The sequence below is a fragment of the Mycolicibacterium nivoides genome (assembly GCF_003855255.1).
Taxonomy (GTDB): Bacteria; Actinomycetota; Actinomycetes; order Mycobacteriales; family Mycobacteriaceae; genus Mycobacterium; species Mycobacterium nivoides.
In genome coordinates this window covers 2,509,589-2,523,551 of the sequence record NZ_CP034072.1, presented here as the reverse complement: position 1 = coordinate 2,523,551, position 13,963 = coordinate 2,509,589, and the positions used below count along the sequence as shown (strand labels likewise).

Here is a 13,963-nt window from a genome sequence, read left to right as displayed (position 1 = left end):
GCACACGTGACCCTACTGAGCGAGTTGGTGCGCTACGACGGCAAACACGTCGTGGTCACCGGCTGCGGGTCGGGCATCGGCGCCGAGGTCACCCGTGCCCTGGGTGAGCTCGGTGCCCGGGTGACGGGCCTGGACATCCGGCCACCTGATCACCTGCCCGATGAGTTCATCGAACTCGACCTGGCGGACCCGAAGTCCGTCGACCGTGCCGCCGGCGCGGTCGACGGGTCGGTCGACGCCCTGTTCAATGTGGCCGGCGTGTCCTCCGGCATCGGCAATCCACTGCTCGTGGTGCGCATCAACTTCCTGGGAACGCGACAGTTCACCGAGGCGGTGGAACAGCGCATCGCGCCGGGCGGATCGATCACCTCGGTGTCCTCGCTGGCAGCGTCGGCCTACCGCGAAAACCGTGCCACCACAGCGGGATTGATCCGGACGCGATCGGTCGACGAAGGGTTGCGGTGGTGCGCCGACCATCCCGATGCTCTGGCCGACGGTGGCTACCGGCTGTCCAAGGAGGCGACGATTCTCTACGTGATGTGGCGGGCCACCGAACTCGGTGCCCGCGGCATCCGGATCAACTGCACGGGGCCGGGCGTCACAGATACCCCCATCCTCGACCAGCTGCGCTCGGCCTACGGTCAGCAGTACCTCGATTCGTTCACCACCCCGCTCGGCCGCAACTCCGAGGCCGCCGAACAGGCGTCGCTGCTGGCGTTCCTGGGCAGCCCGGCCGCCAGTTACGTGACCGGGCAGGTGATCTGGGCCGATGGCGGCATTCTGGCCCAGCGGGAGGCGGCTCTGGTCGATGCTGTAGACGGAACGGTCGGCGACACCGCCGACGACTCGGTGCAGAGGAGCTGAGCTTGGCCGGGACGATGAGCGACTTTCGCAAGGTCGCCGACGATGTGCGCAACTGGGGCCGCTGGGGCGATGCCGACGAACTGGGCACGCTCAACCTGATCACCCCCGACAAGGTCGTGCAGGGTGCGTCACTGGTCACCAAGGGCAAGGTGTTCTCGCTCGGCGGGGACTTCTCCTCGGCCGGCCCGCAGGGGGCGTTCCAGTTCCGGCAGAACCCGACCCATGTGATGACGGTGGACGGCGGCGACGCCAACACACTGGCGCAGTACGGCCCGCAGTGGCTGCGTAACTCGGTGGCCCACCAGGTCAGCGAGTTCTTCGTGGACAACCCGTTCCGCTTCAACGACGACATGATCGTGATGCCGCTGCAGGCCGCCACTCAGTGGGATGCGTTGTCGCACGTCTACTACGAGGACAAGCTCTACAACGGATTCCCGGCGGATTCGGTCACCAGCTTCGGCGCCTTCCACTGCGGTATCGACAAAGTGGACGGCAAGGGCATCACCTCTCGCGGCGTACTGCTGGATGTGGTCCGTCACCGCGGCGCCGAGCAGTTCCTGGAACCGGGCAATCCGATCACGCCGGCCGAGCTCGACGAGGTGGCCAGGGCGCAGGGCGTTACCGTCACGCCCGGTGACATCGTGGTGGTGCACACCGGTTGGTGGACAAGATTTTTGACGAACGGTGACGGGGCCGAACCGGGATCGGGGCTGGATTGGCGTTGCGCGTCGTGGCTGCACGACCACCAGGTGGCGGCGGTGGCGGCGGACAACCTGATGGTCGAGGACCCCGACCCGGCCAACGGTGTCGAAGGCACATTCCTGCCGATGCACATGCTGTGTCTGCGGGACATGGGCCTGATGCTCGGTGAGTACTGGGACCTCGGCGCACTGGCGGCCGATTGCGCGGCCGACGGCGTCTACGAGTTCCAGCTCATCGCCCCGCCGCTGCGCATCACCGGTGCTGTCGGTTCGCCGGTGAATCCCATTGCGATCAAGTGAGGAAAGATGACGCCAACTGAGAAGGTGCCGTTCGTGGTCGGGCTCGGCGGCACCCTACGCGCCCACTCTTCGACCGAGCGCGCCGTCCGGTACTGCCTGGAGTCCGTGGAACGGCAGGGCGGCCGGACCCGGATGTTCGCCGGGCCTGACCTGGAACTGCCGATGTATGCACCGCATTCGTTGGAGCGCACGCCCGCGGCCCTGGAGTTCGTCTCCGCGCTCCGCGACGCCGACGCCGTGGTGGTGGGTTCGCCGGGCTATCACGGTGCGATCTCCGGTCTGGTCAAGAACGCGTTGGACTACATCGAGGATCTGCGGGAGGACCCGCGGGTCTACCTGGACAACACCCCGTGGGGCTGCATCAGTTGCGCCTACGGCTGGCAGGCCGCGGTGGGAACACTGGGGCAGCTGCGGTCCATCGGTCACGCGTTGCGGGCCTGGCCCACCCCGCTGGGGGTGGCGATCAACTCCGCGGACAAGATCTGGTCCGAAACAGGTGAATTGGCCGACGGTACGGTGCGCGGTCAACTCGACATGCTGGCCACCCAGCTGCTCACGTTCGGCCGGGCAGGCGGAGATGTGCGGTAATTCCGCTCCGGCTCCGGATGTGACATATCCGATGCTGCACTCTCGGCCTCAAACAACTGCGTAACCGGAGTCCTCAGCGGGTGTATTCTTCGGCTGCATCTAGTTGCTAAACGGGGGATATTTCGATGTCGGAGCCGAATGAACCGTTGCAGGTGAATCCGGCGGACCTGCACGCTACGGCGCAGGGGTTAGACAGCCACGCCGCTGGTTTCGCAGAGACGCATCGGGGCGCATCGGCACGGGTAGGTCAGGCTGCACTGGGATCTGGTCTGGCCGCCGCGGCGTTGCCGGAGTTGCTGACTGCCTGGGTGGACGACGGCATCCACTTTGGGGCGCAGTTCACAAAGCATGCAGAAGGCCACCGCGAAGCTGCGATCGGTTATGAGCAAACTGATGGCGGTTGCGCCGCAGGGATTGAAGATGCCAGTTCTGACCTGTGAGGCGTTGCAGTGTCGCTGACGCTTCGAGAGCTGCTCTTCCTCGCGCCAGAGATTGCTGAGCTGACAAAGGGCACGCGTGACATGGCGGGCAACCACAAAAATTCCTCAGAGTTCTACCGCTCCCTGGGCACACTCTCGACGTGGCAGGGCCAGGCGGCCAGTACCGCGATGAATTCGATGTTGATGGTGGCTGCACTTCACGAAGCCACTTCTGAACAACTAACGACAGCGGCAAACGCAATGGACCGCTGCGAAACTGAAGCTGAGACGGTGGCGAACAACGTTCGGGACTTGCTGAACTACGCCGCCGAGGCGCCTGCAGTACAGATTAACGCCGATACGAATCAGGTAATACCACCGGACACAACGCATCTGGATTCCGAGGCAGCGCAGAAAGTTTCTGACAAGGTCACCGACCTGCAGGCGCGGATCGCAAGGATTCTCACCGCTGGCGCTACGGTGGACGGTGATCTGGCACAGGCGATTTCGACCGCTACAGGGGTCACTGCTGGAGGTACGCCGACCACGTTGCAAGATCTGCTGTTGCCGGGGATATCCGACGGACCGTTGGCTGAGGGCGAAGTCCGCAACCTGGGGCCTGTTGCAGGGACGGGGGCTTACCCAGGCATCCCTGGCATCAAGGCTGCCGATCTCGGCGAAATCATCGAACTGCCGAATGGTCAGAAGATCGCGATCTTTGGCGACTCGTACACAGGTGACAAGCAAGGCGATGGAGTCCATTATCCGTCGGTCGCAGTACCTGTCACGTTCGACGCGGATGGGCGCCCACACTTCGGCAAGCCAATTACCGGACCAGAAGGCAGTCCCAACGTATTGTTTCCGCTTCCGGAGGCCGTGACTAAGGCGGGCGCCAACAATGCGCTGCCTTCAGGCAGCATCCAGATGCGTGACGGACGTACCGTCATGATGGTGGTGGGAACCAATACAAACGAAGGCCTGCCCCCCAAAGGTGGATCCTGGCTTGTGGAGGTAAATAAGGGCACTGACCTTTCGAACGGGCGTGGCTTGGTGCCTGTCGATGTGCCTGGAGGCAAGGACTCATGGAGAGAATGGAAATCCGTTCTCGCGCCACTACCGAATGACCCGGACCATCGGGCAAGTGCGCCGGGGAGCGTTCCCTCGCAGATCAGCGGATTCGAGGCCGACGACGGCAATGTGTACATCGCAGCCGATACATTTGACCGCAACCAGGGCGTCACCATATACCGGGTTGACGCCGATCAAGTTACGAACCGCGATGCCTGGCAACCGTGGACCGGGCAGGATTGGGGCCGGCCGGGGGAGGTTGCCACTTCGCCCATCGGGCCTGACCGTTACGGAGAAATGAGCTTCCGCGAAGTTGACGGGAGGCCTGTGCTTTCTGGCTTCAACGGAAGTACGGGCAATGTTGAAGTTCTAATCGGTGGTGGTAATGACCCAACTCAGATTTTCGCCGACTCGTCGAAGACCGTCGTGGCTCAGGGTGGCTATTGGGGCGAACCAGGAAAGTTTCCTCAGAACTATGGCGGTTACATACTGCCCGGCGCCACACTAGACAATATGGATATTCTGGTAAGCCAATGGAACACTGACACAGGCAGCCCGTACACCGTCGGGCAGTTCCGGGTGAACCCGAATGATTGACCCGTTGATAACGCACTTCCGATTCGCGCCGATAGGACATACATGATCGCCAAGTCATTTGCTGTGACTACCGGCGTTCTCGTTGCTGTTGTAACGAGCGCCTGTAGCGCGCACGCGGATCCTCCGAGGTTCCCCGACCTAGGGGGCTACAGTCCTGTCGATGCCGCAGAGTACGCGGTAGATGCTTCGACACCCGGAATGCCTTCTACGCAAGTGTATTTCCGCACGCCCGACGGCGTTGCCTGCAACTTTCTATCGGGACAAGCGCAGTGCATCGGAAACGATCTACCTGGCCTTCCGCCGGCGTCTCCAACCTCGAAAGGCGCACCACGTGTCAATTGGATCGGTACTTCCTCGGGATTGAAGCCTGTCGTTCCGTCTGATGACCGCTCGACGGAAATCAAGACACTGCCTGCGATGCATTCGATCACGGTTGATGGAGTGATGTGCGGGGTTGACGATTCAGGAACTACGGCGTGCAAAGATCCTCAGGGCCGCGGTTTCATCCTGTCGTCGTCATGGTCGGGGTGGCTACCAAAGGTATGAACGGCAGAAGGTCACGAGATACGACCGGTTGCGCATTAATACTCGGCAAGGCAGTCGCACATTTATTGCTGGATTTAGTCTGTCGCCATCAATATCGCGAAACGGTGTGATCGCTGGCGTCACTGGACAAGGCAGTCGTCGGCGTCGTCGAGGCCAAACCGGTCGGAACGAGCGCATGTTCGGGGTCACCGACGGAACACCTGCCAGTCGAGTTCGAGGTGGCTCGCCCACCAGGCTGGAGCCGCCAGCGGTGGACCGTCGCAACGCATCTCGTAGGCCATACGGCGGTCGCCAGGGAAGGAACCGGATCTCCGATTTCTCCAGCACAGCCATGACGCTACGCATGATCGGGACGCATGGTTAAGCAGTCTGGTCATGTCACGGTCTAGAGAATGATGTTCTCCAATTCAGAAAACATCAGTATCGTGTGGCCGTGGACTTCGTACGTAAGACCATCGATGTCGACGGTCTGACCACCGGCTACCTCGAAGCGGGGCAGGGTGATCCCGTCGTCCTGTTGCACGGTGGCGAGTTCGGCGTCAGTGCCGAATTGGGTTGGGAGCGCGCCATCGACGCGCTCGCCGAGCACTACCGGGTGTTGGCCCCGGACATGCTGGGTTTCGGCGAGAGCGCCAAGGTCATCGATTTCAACGACGGCCGGGGCATGCGGATTCGGCACATCGCCCGGTTCTGTGCCGAACTCGGCGTCGCTGACGCCCATTTCGTCGGCAACTCGATGGGGGCGATCAACCTGCTGGTCGACACCACCTCGGATGCGCCGCGGCTCCCCGTGCGGTCGCTCACCGCGATCTGCGGGGGAGGGGAGATCCAGCGCAACGAGCATTCGGCGGCGTTGTACGACTACGACGCCACGCTGGACGGGATGCGACGCATCGTCACCGCGCTGTTCGCTGATCCGGCCTATCCGGCCGATGAGGCGTATGTGCGGCGGCGGTACGAGTCGAGCATCGCGCCGGGCGCATGGGAAACCTTGGCCGCGGCCCGGTTTCGGCGGCCCGGCCTGGACGCACCGCCGATGCCGTCGGCGCAACGGGCATATGGCCGCATCCGTGTGCCGACCATGATCATCGAGGGCGATCGTGACAAGCTGCTGCCGTCCGGTTGGGCGGCCGAAATCGCCGGCCAGATCGCCGGTGCCCGCAGTGCGGTGATTCCCGGTGCCGGGCACTGCCCGCAGATCGAACAGCCCGCCGCGCTCATCGCGGTGCTGCTGGAATTCCTGAAAGAGGTTTCATGACAGGCAACGAGCTGGCCGGAAAAGTCGCGGTCGTCACCGGAGGCGCGTCCGGTCTGGGTGAGGGGTTGGTACGCCGATTCGCCGCCGAGGGCGCGAAGGTGATGATCGGTGACGTCGACGAGGACCACGGCAAGGCGTTGGCCGACGAACTGGGGGAGAACGCCCGGTTCCTGTTCACCGACGTCGGCGATGTCGAACAGGTGGGCCGGCTGGTGTCGGCCGCGGTGGACACCTTCGGAGGCCTGGACGTCATGGTCAACAACGCGGGGGTCTCGGGCACCATGCACCGTCGCTTCCTCGACGACGATCTCGCCGACTTCAACAAGGTCATGGGCGTCAACGTGCTCGGCGTGATGGCCGGTACCCGCGATGCCGCGCGATACATGGCCGAACACGGCGGTGGTTCGATTCTCAACCTCACCTCGATCGGCGGCATTCAGGCCGGCGGCGGGGTGATGACGTATCGCGCGTCCAAGGCCGCGGTCATCCAGTTCACCAAGTGCGCGGCGATCGAGCTGGCCCATTACGAGATCCGGGTCAACGCCATCGCTCCGGGCAACATCCGCACGGCGATTGTGGCCAAGTCGGCCTCGCCCGAGGAGCGCGAGCGCATCGAAGAGTTCGAGGCAGGGATCCGGGCCCCGATGCGTAACGACCGCCCGCTCAAGCGCGAAGGCACGGTCGAGGACGTGGCGGAGGCCGCGCTGTACTTCGCGACCGACCGGTCGCGGTACGTGACGGGAACCGTGTTGCCGATCGACGGGGGCACCGTCGCGGGCAAGGTAATCGCCCGGAAGCCGAAGCCCCAGGCCTGACCTGGGCCGCCGACACTACGGCTTTTGCCGTGTTAGCTGGGTTATCCCGCCCAAAACCGTAGTCTCGGCGCGCTCTGTGGCGGGGTCTCGCCGGGCCTTGGCCTGATTAAATCAACTGCTTGACTTAATTACAGGAGGGGCGTTGACTGTAACGGTGACAGCAGCCAACCGCACCGCCCGTGCCGACCGGGCGAGCAGTACCCAGGAGGCAATCCTCAAGGCGGCTGAGCGGCTCTACGCCGAACACGGAGTGTTCGCGGTGTCCAACCGCCAGGTGAGTGAGGCGGCCGGGCAGGGCAACAACGCCGCGGTCGGCTACCACTTCGGCACCAAGACCGACCTGGTCCGCGCGATCGAACACAAGCACCGCGGTCCGATCGAGTGCCTGCGCGAGCAGATGGTGGCCGACACCGGCGATTCGTCCGAGCTTCGGGACTGGGTTTCCTGCCTGGTGCAGCCGCTCACCGACCACCTGACGGCGCTGGGCAACCCGACCTGGTACGCCAGGTTCGCCGCTCAGGTGATGACCGATCCGGCCTACCACAACATCGTGGTCCGTGACGCCCTGAGTTCGGAGTCGCTGGTACAGGTCATCGAGGGGATGAACAACTGCCTGCCAGACCTGCCCGCCGAGGTTCGCGCCGAACGCAACATCATGGCGCGCAACCTGTTGATGCACAGCTGCGCCGACCGTGAACGAGCGATGGCGCAGGGCGGCAACGTGCCGCGGGCGTCCTGGCAGGGTGCGGCGTCGGGATTGATCGATGCGATCGTCGGCCTGTGGATGGCGCCGGTCACTCACGAAAGCGACCTCATATGAAAGTCACTGTCGATCAGGACAAGTGCGTCTCGTCGGGGCAGTGCGTGCTCAACGCCAGCGAGGTGTTCGACCAGCGCGACGAAGACGGTGTCGTCGTCTTGCTGGAACCCGAACCCGCTCCGAACCAAACCGACAATGCCCGCCGCGCGGCGGCGGCCTGCCCAGCCCTGGCCATCGAGATTCAAGACTGACTTGAGGAACGGAACCACCATATGTCTGAGACGCTGACCGAAGTCGACATCCCCGAATACCCGATGGAGCGCGACGTGCGGTGCCCGTTCGCGCCGCCGCCGCCCATGCTGGGCAACCCCAAAGGCCTGTTCCGCGTGAAGATCTGGAACGGCAGCACCCCGTGGCTGATCACCGGCCACGAGGAGGCCCGCGCGCTGTTCTCCGACTCCCGGATCAGTGTGGACGATCGCATCGAGGGCTTCCCGCACTGGAACGAGCACATGCTCTCCACCGTCGACAAGCGGCCACGCTCGGTGTTCACCTCAGATGCCGAGGAGCACACCCGGTTTCGCCGAATGCTGTCCAAGCCGTTCACGTTCCGTCGCGTCGAGGGATTGCGCTCGGCCATCCAGAAGGTCACCGACGAGTGCATCGATGAGATCCTGGCCGGCCCGCAGCCCGCCGACCTCGTCGCCAAGCTGGCGCTGCCGGTGCCCACTGTGGTGATCAGCGAGATGCTCGGTGTCCCTTACGAAGACCACGAGTTCTTCCAGGAGCATGCCAACGCCGGCCTGGCCCGCTATGCCGCGGCAGACGCCATGCAGAAGGGCGCGATGAGCCTGCACCAGTATCTGATCAACCTCGTCGAGGAGAAGCAGGCGAACCCGTCCGAGGACGCGGTGTCCGATCTGGCCGAGCGGGTGACCGCCGGTGAGATCAGCGTCAAGGAGGCCGCCCAGCTCGGCACCGGCCTGCTGATCGCCGGGCACGAGACCACCGCCAACATGATCGGCATCGGCATCCTGGCGCTCCTGGAGAACCCCGAGCAGGCCGACTTCCTTCGTAATGCAGAGGATCCGAAGGCGATCGCCAACGCGGTCGAGGAACTGATGCGCTATCTGTCCATCATCCAGACCGGACAGCGCCGGGTGGCACTGGAGGATATCGAGATCAGCGGCGAGACCATCCGCGCCGGTGATGGCGTCATCATCGATCTGTCCCCGGCCAACTGGGACGCCAAGGCCTACCCGGAGCCCGACAAACTCGACCTCAGCCGCGACGCCGCCCAGCAATTGGGCTTCGGCTACGGCCGCCACCAGTGCGTCGGTCAGCAGCTCGCGCGCGCCGAACTGCAGATCGTCTTCCACACCCTGCTGCGCCGGATCCCGACCCTGCGCCTGGCCGTTCCGCTCGACGAGGTGCCCTTCAAGCACGACCGCCTCGCCTACGGCGTCTACGAACTTCCCGTGACCTGGTAATTGCCGGCACACCGGCCTTCAGCATCAACAGCCCGATTGGAGTACCACACGATGACCGCTTCCACGACCCTGTATCCGCCGGAAGGCTTTGGTGCACCGAAGAACCGCAAGGGCCATGCCAGCGGTGACCTCGGGCTTCCCAAGGGCACGGAGATCTTCTCGGCCGACAATCACATCTCGGTCGCCGACGACATCTTCTACGAGCGCTTCCCCGATGATCTCAAGGGTGCCGCTCCCCGGATCTGGTACGAGGACGGCGCCTACATGGTCGGGATGAAGGGCAAGGCCTGGACCGGCGGCGACTTCGGCCGGGTGCTCATGCAGTACGACGACCTCGCCGGCGCGGCGACCAACAACATCGCGGCCCGCATCCGTGAGCTCGCCGAGGACGGTATCGACAAGGAGCTGGCGTTCCCCAACGCTGTGCTCGCCCTGTTCCACTATCCGGACAAGGGAATCCGCGAGCGGGTGTTCCGGATCTACAACGAGGTGATGGCCGAGCTGCAGGAGGCCAGCAATGGCCACTTCTACGGTGTCGGGCTGATCAACTGGTGGGACCCGGCCGGCACCCGCAGCACCCTCGAGCAGCTGAAATCGCTGGGGCTCAAGACGTTCCTGCTGCCGTTGAATCCGGGAAAGGACGACGAGGGCAACATCTACGACTACGGCAGCACCGAGATGGACGCGGTGTGGGACGAGATCGAGGCCGCCGGCCTGCCGGTCAGCCATCACATCGGTGAGACCCCGCCCAAGACGCCGTGCCAGAACAACAGCGTCGTAGTCGGCATGATGGTCAATGTCGACTCGTTCCGCGAGCAGTTCGCCAAGTACGTGTTCTCCGGAATCCTGGATCGGCATCCGAGCCTGAAGATCGGGTGGTTCGAGGGCGGGATCGCCTGGGTGCCCACCGCATTGCAAGACGCCGAGCACATGCTCGCCTCCTACCGGCACATGTTCAATCACGAACTGCAACACCCGGTCCGGTACTACTGGGACCATCACATGAGCGCCTCGTTCATGGTGGATCCGCTGGGCCTCCGGCTGATCGATGAGATCGGTGTCGACAACGTGATGTGGTCCAGCGACTACCCGCACAACGAGAGCACCTTCGGGTACTCGGAGAAGTCGCTGGCCACCGTGGTGGAAGCGGTCGGGTCTGAGGCTGCCGTCAAGATCGTGTCGACGAACATCCAGAATTTCCTGGGATTGTCGTGAGTACGGCCACTCAAACGGGCGTCACCCAGATCGCCCGAACGGGCTTCACCCCGCTCGACATTCCCGACGAGCCCGACCTCGCCCGGATGCGGCGAGAGGTCGGTGCGCGTCTGCACGCCGCGATGGCCGACCAGGGCGTCGACGCGCTTGTGCTGCTCGGCAACGGCAACGTCATGTACGCCACCGGTATCGCCTGGCCGCTGGCCGACGCGGGGCTGTCGCATGTCGAGCGGCCGATCGCGGTGGTGCTGGCCGACGATGAACACCCGCACCTGTTCCTGCCGTTCCGTGAGGGTGCGGCCATGGAGGCAGGGCTGCCCGATGACCACCTCCACGGACCGGTCTATCTCGAATTCGACGAGGGGGTAGCGGAATTCGCGAAGATCCTGGCCGGTTTGGTACCCGCCGGCGCGACGATCGCGACCGACGAGTTGACCGGGGCGATGCGGCTGGCCGGCAGCGCGCTGTTCCCCAGCGCACCGGTGGATGCCGCGCCGGTGGTCGGTGCGGCGAAGCTCGTCAAGACGATCGACCAGATCGCCTCTATCCGCCGGGCCTGTCAGATCACCGAAGAGGCCGTCGCCGAGATCCACAAGTCGCTGGCGCCCGGTGTGCGGCAGATCGACCTGTCTGCCGAATTCGTGCGCCGCACTTTTGAACTGGGCGCCACGACCAACATGTTCGACTCGATCTGGCAGGCCATGCCCGCGTCGAAGGCGGAGGGCACCTGGACCACCACCGGCGATCTCGCCCTGCCCCTGCTCACCACCGAGCGCGAGTTGCGGCGGGGCGATGTGCTGTGGACCGACGTGTCCATCGCGTATCACGGCTACTGCTCCGACCACGGGCGTACCTGGATCGTCGGCCAGGACCCGACGCCGGCGCAACAGAAGCAATTCGACAAGTGGAGCCGCATCGTCGAAGCGGTGCTGTCGGTGACCAAGGCCGGTGCCACCTGTGGTGACCTCGGCCGGGCGGCGACTGCGGCCGCCGGCGGACAGAAGCCGTGGTTGCCGCACTTCTACCTGGGGCACGGCATCGGTACCAGCGCGGCTGAGATGCCGATGATCGGAACGGATCTCGGCCAGGAGTGGGACGACAACTTCGTCTTCCCGGAGGGCATGCTGTTGGTGTTCGAGCCGGTGGTCTGGGAGGACGGCACCGGCGGCTATCGCGGCGAGGAGATCGTGGTGGTCACAGAAGGCGGCTGGATGCCGCTGACCGCATATCCGTACGACCCCTATGAGGTGTCCCGTGGGAATTGAAATCGAGGCCGACGGCCGGGCACTGCGCGTCAGCCGTCGAGAGCGCGCCATCACCCAGATGGAGGCCCATGACCTCGACGCGCTGGTACTGGGCAGGCAGGCCAATGTTCGGTACATCTCCGGCGCCCCGCAGCTGTGGGTGGTGGGTACCCGCCCTTTCGGGCCGATCTGCACGTTCGTCCGCGCCACGGGTGAGATCCACCTGAACAGCACGTGGGACGAGGGCATCCCCGAGGAGATCCCCCACGAGAATCTGTACGGCTTCGCGTGGAACCCGATGACTCTGATCGGTGTACTGCAGAACATCAAGGGTTCCGATTCAGCATGGCGCATCGGAACCGACGCCCTGACACCGACCTTCGCCAAGCTGCTGCCGATGGCCTTTCCGAATGCCGAGCTGGTCGACGGTGAGCAGGCGATGCGGGCCGCGCGTCGAGTGAAGACGCCCGAGGAGATCGTGGCGCTGCGACGGGCACTGGCCGTCGCCGAGGAGGGGCTGGCAAAGGGCGTCGCCGAGCTGGTTCCGGGAACCACCGAGAAGCGCCTGGCCGGTGCGATATTGGAGGCCGAGGCTGCCGGCGGGGTGAGCACCCCAGCCACCCAGGACGCCGCGTGGATCACCTCGAAAGAGCATCCGTGGCGACGTGCCCAAGGCGACGGCCGCGTGAACGAGGGCGACCTGGTGGCGCTGTCGGCGGGTGTGCTCGCGGAGGGCTACGTCGCGGAGGTGGCGCGCACGGTGTTCGTGGGCGAACCGACAGAGGCGGTTCGATCGCTGTATCGGCGTCGGGATGAGCTGTGGGACAGGCTGGTTGACGCATGCCGCGCCGGCAAGCCCACCAGCGCGTTGCTGGACGCGTACGAGCAGGCCGGCGAACCGCTGCCGGCGATGCCGGTGGCGCACGGGCTCGGGTTGGGATTCGACCCACCGGTGGTGTCCACGAACCTGCGGGCGACCGCCGAGGCCGACATTCTTGAGGAAGGCATGGTCCTGGCCGTTACCGGCTATGTCTGGGAGCAGGGGATCGGCGCGGTGTTCACCCGCGACGCCGTCGTCATAGGCGCCGACGGTCCCGAGGTACTGACCCAGGCGCCATCGAACAGTGAGGCGGCACATGCCTGAGCGTCCCACCCCGGAGGAGATCATCCTCTACGAGAAGGACCGCAAGACCAAGATCGCCACCATCACGTTCAACCGGCCGGAGTTCCTCAACGCGCCGACCTCGATGGCGCGGCTGCGCTACGCCGACGTGCTGCGGGCGGCCAACGCCGACAACGACGTGAAGGTGGTGATCATCCGCGGCGTCGGGGACAACCTGGGCAGCGGGGCAGATCTGCCGGAGTTCATGGAGGGCAACGACAATCCGGCGGCGCGTCTGGCGGAACTGCGGCTCGAAGATGACGGGGTCGGGGAGGTGACCTACCCGCCCAAGGGCACGTTCCGCAACGGCGCGACGATCAGCTCGTGGTACGCCAACTCCCAGGCCGGCAACCGTGCGTTGCAGGACTTCAAGAAGATCAGCATCGTCGAGGCCAAGGGCTATTGCTACGGCTGGCATTTCTACCAGTGCGCGGACGCCGATCTGGTGATCTCGTCTGACGACGCCCTGTTCGGGCATCCGTCGTTCCGGTATCACGGCTGGGGACCGCGGATGTGGACGTGGGTCCAGATGATGGGCCTGCGGAAGTTCCAGGAGATGGTCTTCACCGGACGGCCGTTCACCGCCGCGGAGATGTACGACTGCAACTTCCTGAACAAGGTGGTCGCCCGCGATCAGCTGGAAGACGAAGTGCAGAAGTACGCGCTGGCCTGTACCCGGAACCGGCCGGTGGACACCGTCTTCCAGCAGAAGATGTTCTTCGAGATCTTCAAACAGCAGCAGGGCGAATACATGGGCAGCCTGCTGAGCGCGTTCTTCGAGTCGATGGGCAACGGGGTGGCCAACGACAGCGACGACGACCTGGACATGTTCGAGTCGATCGATTCCGGGCTGTCGGCCGCGGTCAACGACAACGACAGCAAGTTCCCACCCGATTTCCGGCTGTCCAAGAAGAACAGGGCGAAACCCGAATAGAC

Annotated in this window: 14 protein-coding genes; all 14 read left to right on the top strand. The window is 64.5% G+C overall.

Translation table 11 applies throughout. The annotated features are described in order from the left end of the window. Window positions 1–6 precede the first annotated feature (6 nt). The gene (locus tag EH231_RS11920) at window positions 7–864 is read left to right on the top strand and encodes a coniferyl-alcohol dehydrogenase (protein WP_090435062.1); all 858 of its coding nucleotides are present in this window, start codon (window positions 7–9) and stop codon (window positions 862–864) included. Window positions 865–878: 14 nt separating this feature from the next. Beyond that, window positions 879–1,865, top strand: a complete 987-nt coding sequence (locus tag EH231_RS11915; RefSeq protein ID WP_124712477.1) for a cyclase family protein — start codon at window positions 879–881, stop codon at window positions 1,863–1,865. Window positions 1,866–1,871: 6 nt separating this feature from the next. Then, the gene (locus tag EH231_RS11910) at window positions 1,872–2,453 is read left to right on the top strand and encodes an NADPH-dependent FMN reductase (protein WP_090435064.1); all 582 of its coding nucleotides are present in this window, start codon (window positions 1,872–1,874) and stop codon (window positions 2,451–2,453) included. Between the two features lie 125 nt (window positions 2,454–2,578). Next, window positions 2,579–2,893, top strand: a complete 315-nt coding sequence (locus tag EH231_RS11905) for a hypothetical protein (protein ID WP_090435067.1) — start codon at window positions 2,579–2,581, stop codon at window positions 2,891–2,893. A 9-nt stretch (window positions 2,894–2,902) separates the two neighbouring features. Next, window positions 2,903–4,537, top strand: a complete 1,635-nt coding sequence (locus EH231_RS11900; protein ID WP_090435070.1) for a DUF4185 domain-containing protein — start codon at window positions 2,903–2,905, stop codon at window positions 4,535–4,537. A 979-nt stretch (window positions 4,538–5,516) separates the two neighbouring features. Further along, window positions 5,517–6,341, top strand: a complete 825-nt coding sequence (locus tag EH231_RS11890; RefSeq protein ID WP_090435309.1) for an alpha/beta fold hydrolase — start codon at window positions 5,517–5,519, stop codon at window positions 6,339–6,341. After that, on the top strand, window positions 6,338–7,156 hold the full coding sequence (locus EH231_RS11885) for an SDR family NAD(P)-dependent oxidoreductase (protein WP_124712476.1): 819 nt from the start codon (window positions 6,338–6,340) through the stop codon (window positions 7,154–7,156). The genes EH231_RS11890 and EH231_RS11885 overlap by 4 nt, the downstream gene beginning before the upstream one ends. Window positions 7,157–7,310: 154 nt before the next feature. Beyond that, window positions 7,311–7,976 (top strand): TetR/AcrR family transcriptional regulator, encoded by a 666-nt coding sequence (locus EH231_RS11880; protein ID WP_170856516.1) that lies wholly within the window; start codon window positions 7,311–7,313, stop codon window positions 7,974–7,976. Next, window positions 7,973–8,167, top strand: coding sequence for a ferredoxin (locus EH231_RS11875; RefSeq protein ID WP_090435079.1), 195 nt, complete (start codon window positions 7,973–7,975; stop codon window positions 8,165–8,167). Before EH231_RS11880 ends, EH231_RS11875 begins: the two co-directional genes overlap by 4 nt. A gap of 21 nt (window positions 8,168–8,188) precedes the next feature. Continuing rightward, the gene (locus EH231_RS11870; protein ID WP_124712475.1) at window positions 8,189–9,406 is read left to right on the top strand and encodes a cytochrome P450; all 1,218 of its coding nucleotides are present in this window, start codon (window positions 8,189–8,191) and stop codon (window positions 9,404–9,406) included. Window positions 9,407–9,457: 51 nt separating this feature from the next. Then, window positions 9,458–10,621: an amidohydrolase family protein gene (locus tag EH231_RS11865; protein ID WP_090435085.1), complete on the top strand. Its 1,164-nt coding sequence runs from the start codon at window positions 9,458–9,460 to the stop codon at window positions 10,619–10,621. Then, window positions 10,618–11,886 (top strand): M24 family metallopeptidase, encoded by a 1,269-nt coding sequence (locus EH231_RS11860; RefSeq protein ID WP_090435087.1) that lies wholly within the window; start codon window positions 10,618–10,620, stop codon window positions 11,884–11,886. The genes EH231_RS11865 and EH231_RS11860 overlap by 4 nt, the downstream gene beginning before the upstream one ends. Then, a complete protein-coding gene (locus EH231_RS11855; protein WP_090435090.1) occupies window positions 11,876–13,009 on the top strand; it encodes a M24 family metallopeptidase in 1,134 nt (377 codons plus the stop codon). The genes EH231_RS11860 and EH231_RS11855 overlap by 11 nt, the downstream gene beginning before the upstream one ends. Continuing rightward, a complete protein-coding gene (locus tag EH231_RS11850; RefSeq protein ID WP_090435093.1) occupies window positions 13,002–13,961 on the top strand; it encodes an enoyl-CoA hydratase/isomerase family protein in 960 nt (319 codons plus the stop codon). The genes EH231_RS11855 and EH231_RS11850 overlap by 8 nt, the downstream gene beginning before the upstream one ends. Window positions 13,962–13,963 lie beyond the last annotated feature (2 nt).

Coding starts and splice junctions, on each gene's coding strand:
- EH231_RS11865 (WP_090435085.1), top strand. CDS start 9,458: ATGACCGCTTCCACGACCCTGTATCCGCCGGAAGGCTTTGGTGCACCG.
- EH231_RS11910 (WP_090435064.1), top strand. CDS start 1,872: ATGACGCCAACTGAGAAGGTGCCGTTCGTGGTCGGGCTCGGCGGCACC.
- EH231_RS11885 (WP_124712476.1), top strand. CDS start 6,338: ATGACAGGCAACGAGCTGGCCGGAAAAGTCGCGGTCGTCACCGGAGGC.
- EH231_RS11850 (WP_090435093.1), top strand. CDS start 13,002: ATGCCTGAGCGTCCCACCCCGGAGGAGATCATCCTCTACGAGAAGGAC.
- EH231_RS11905 (WP_090435067.1), top strand. CDS start 2,579: ATGTCGGAGCCGAATGAACCGTTGCAGGTGAATCCGGCGGACCTGCAC.
- EH231_RS11915 (WP_124712477.1), top strand. CDS start 879: ATGAGCGACTTTCGCAAGGTCGCCGACGATGTGCGCAACTGGGGCCGC.
- EH231_RS11875 (WP_090435079.1), top strand. CDS start 7,973: ATGAAAGTCACTGTCGATCAGGACAAGTGCGTCTCGTCGGGGCAGTGC.
- EH231_RS11870 (WP_124712475.1), top strand. CDS start 8,189: ATGTCTGAGACGCTGACCGAAGTCGACATCCCCGAATACCCGATGGAG.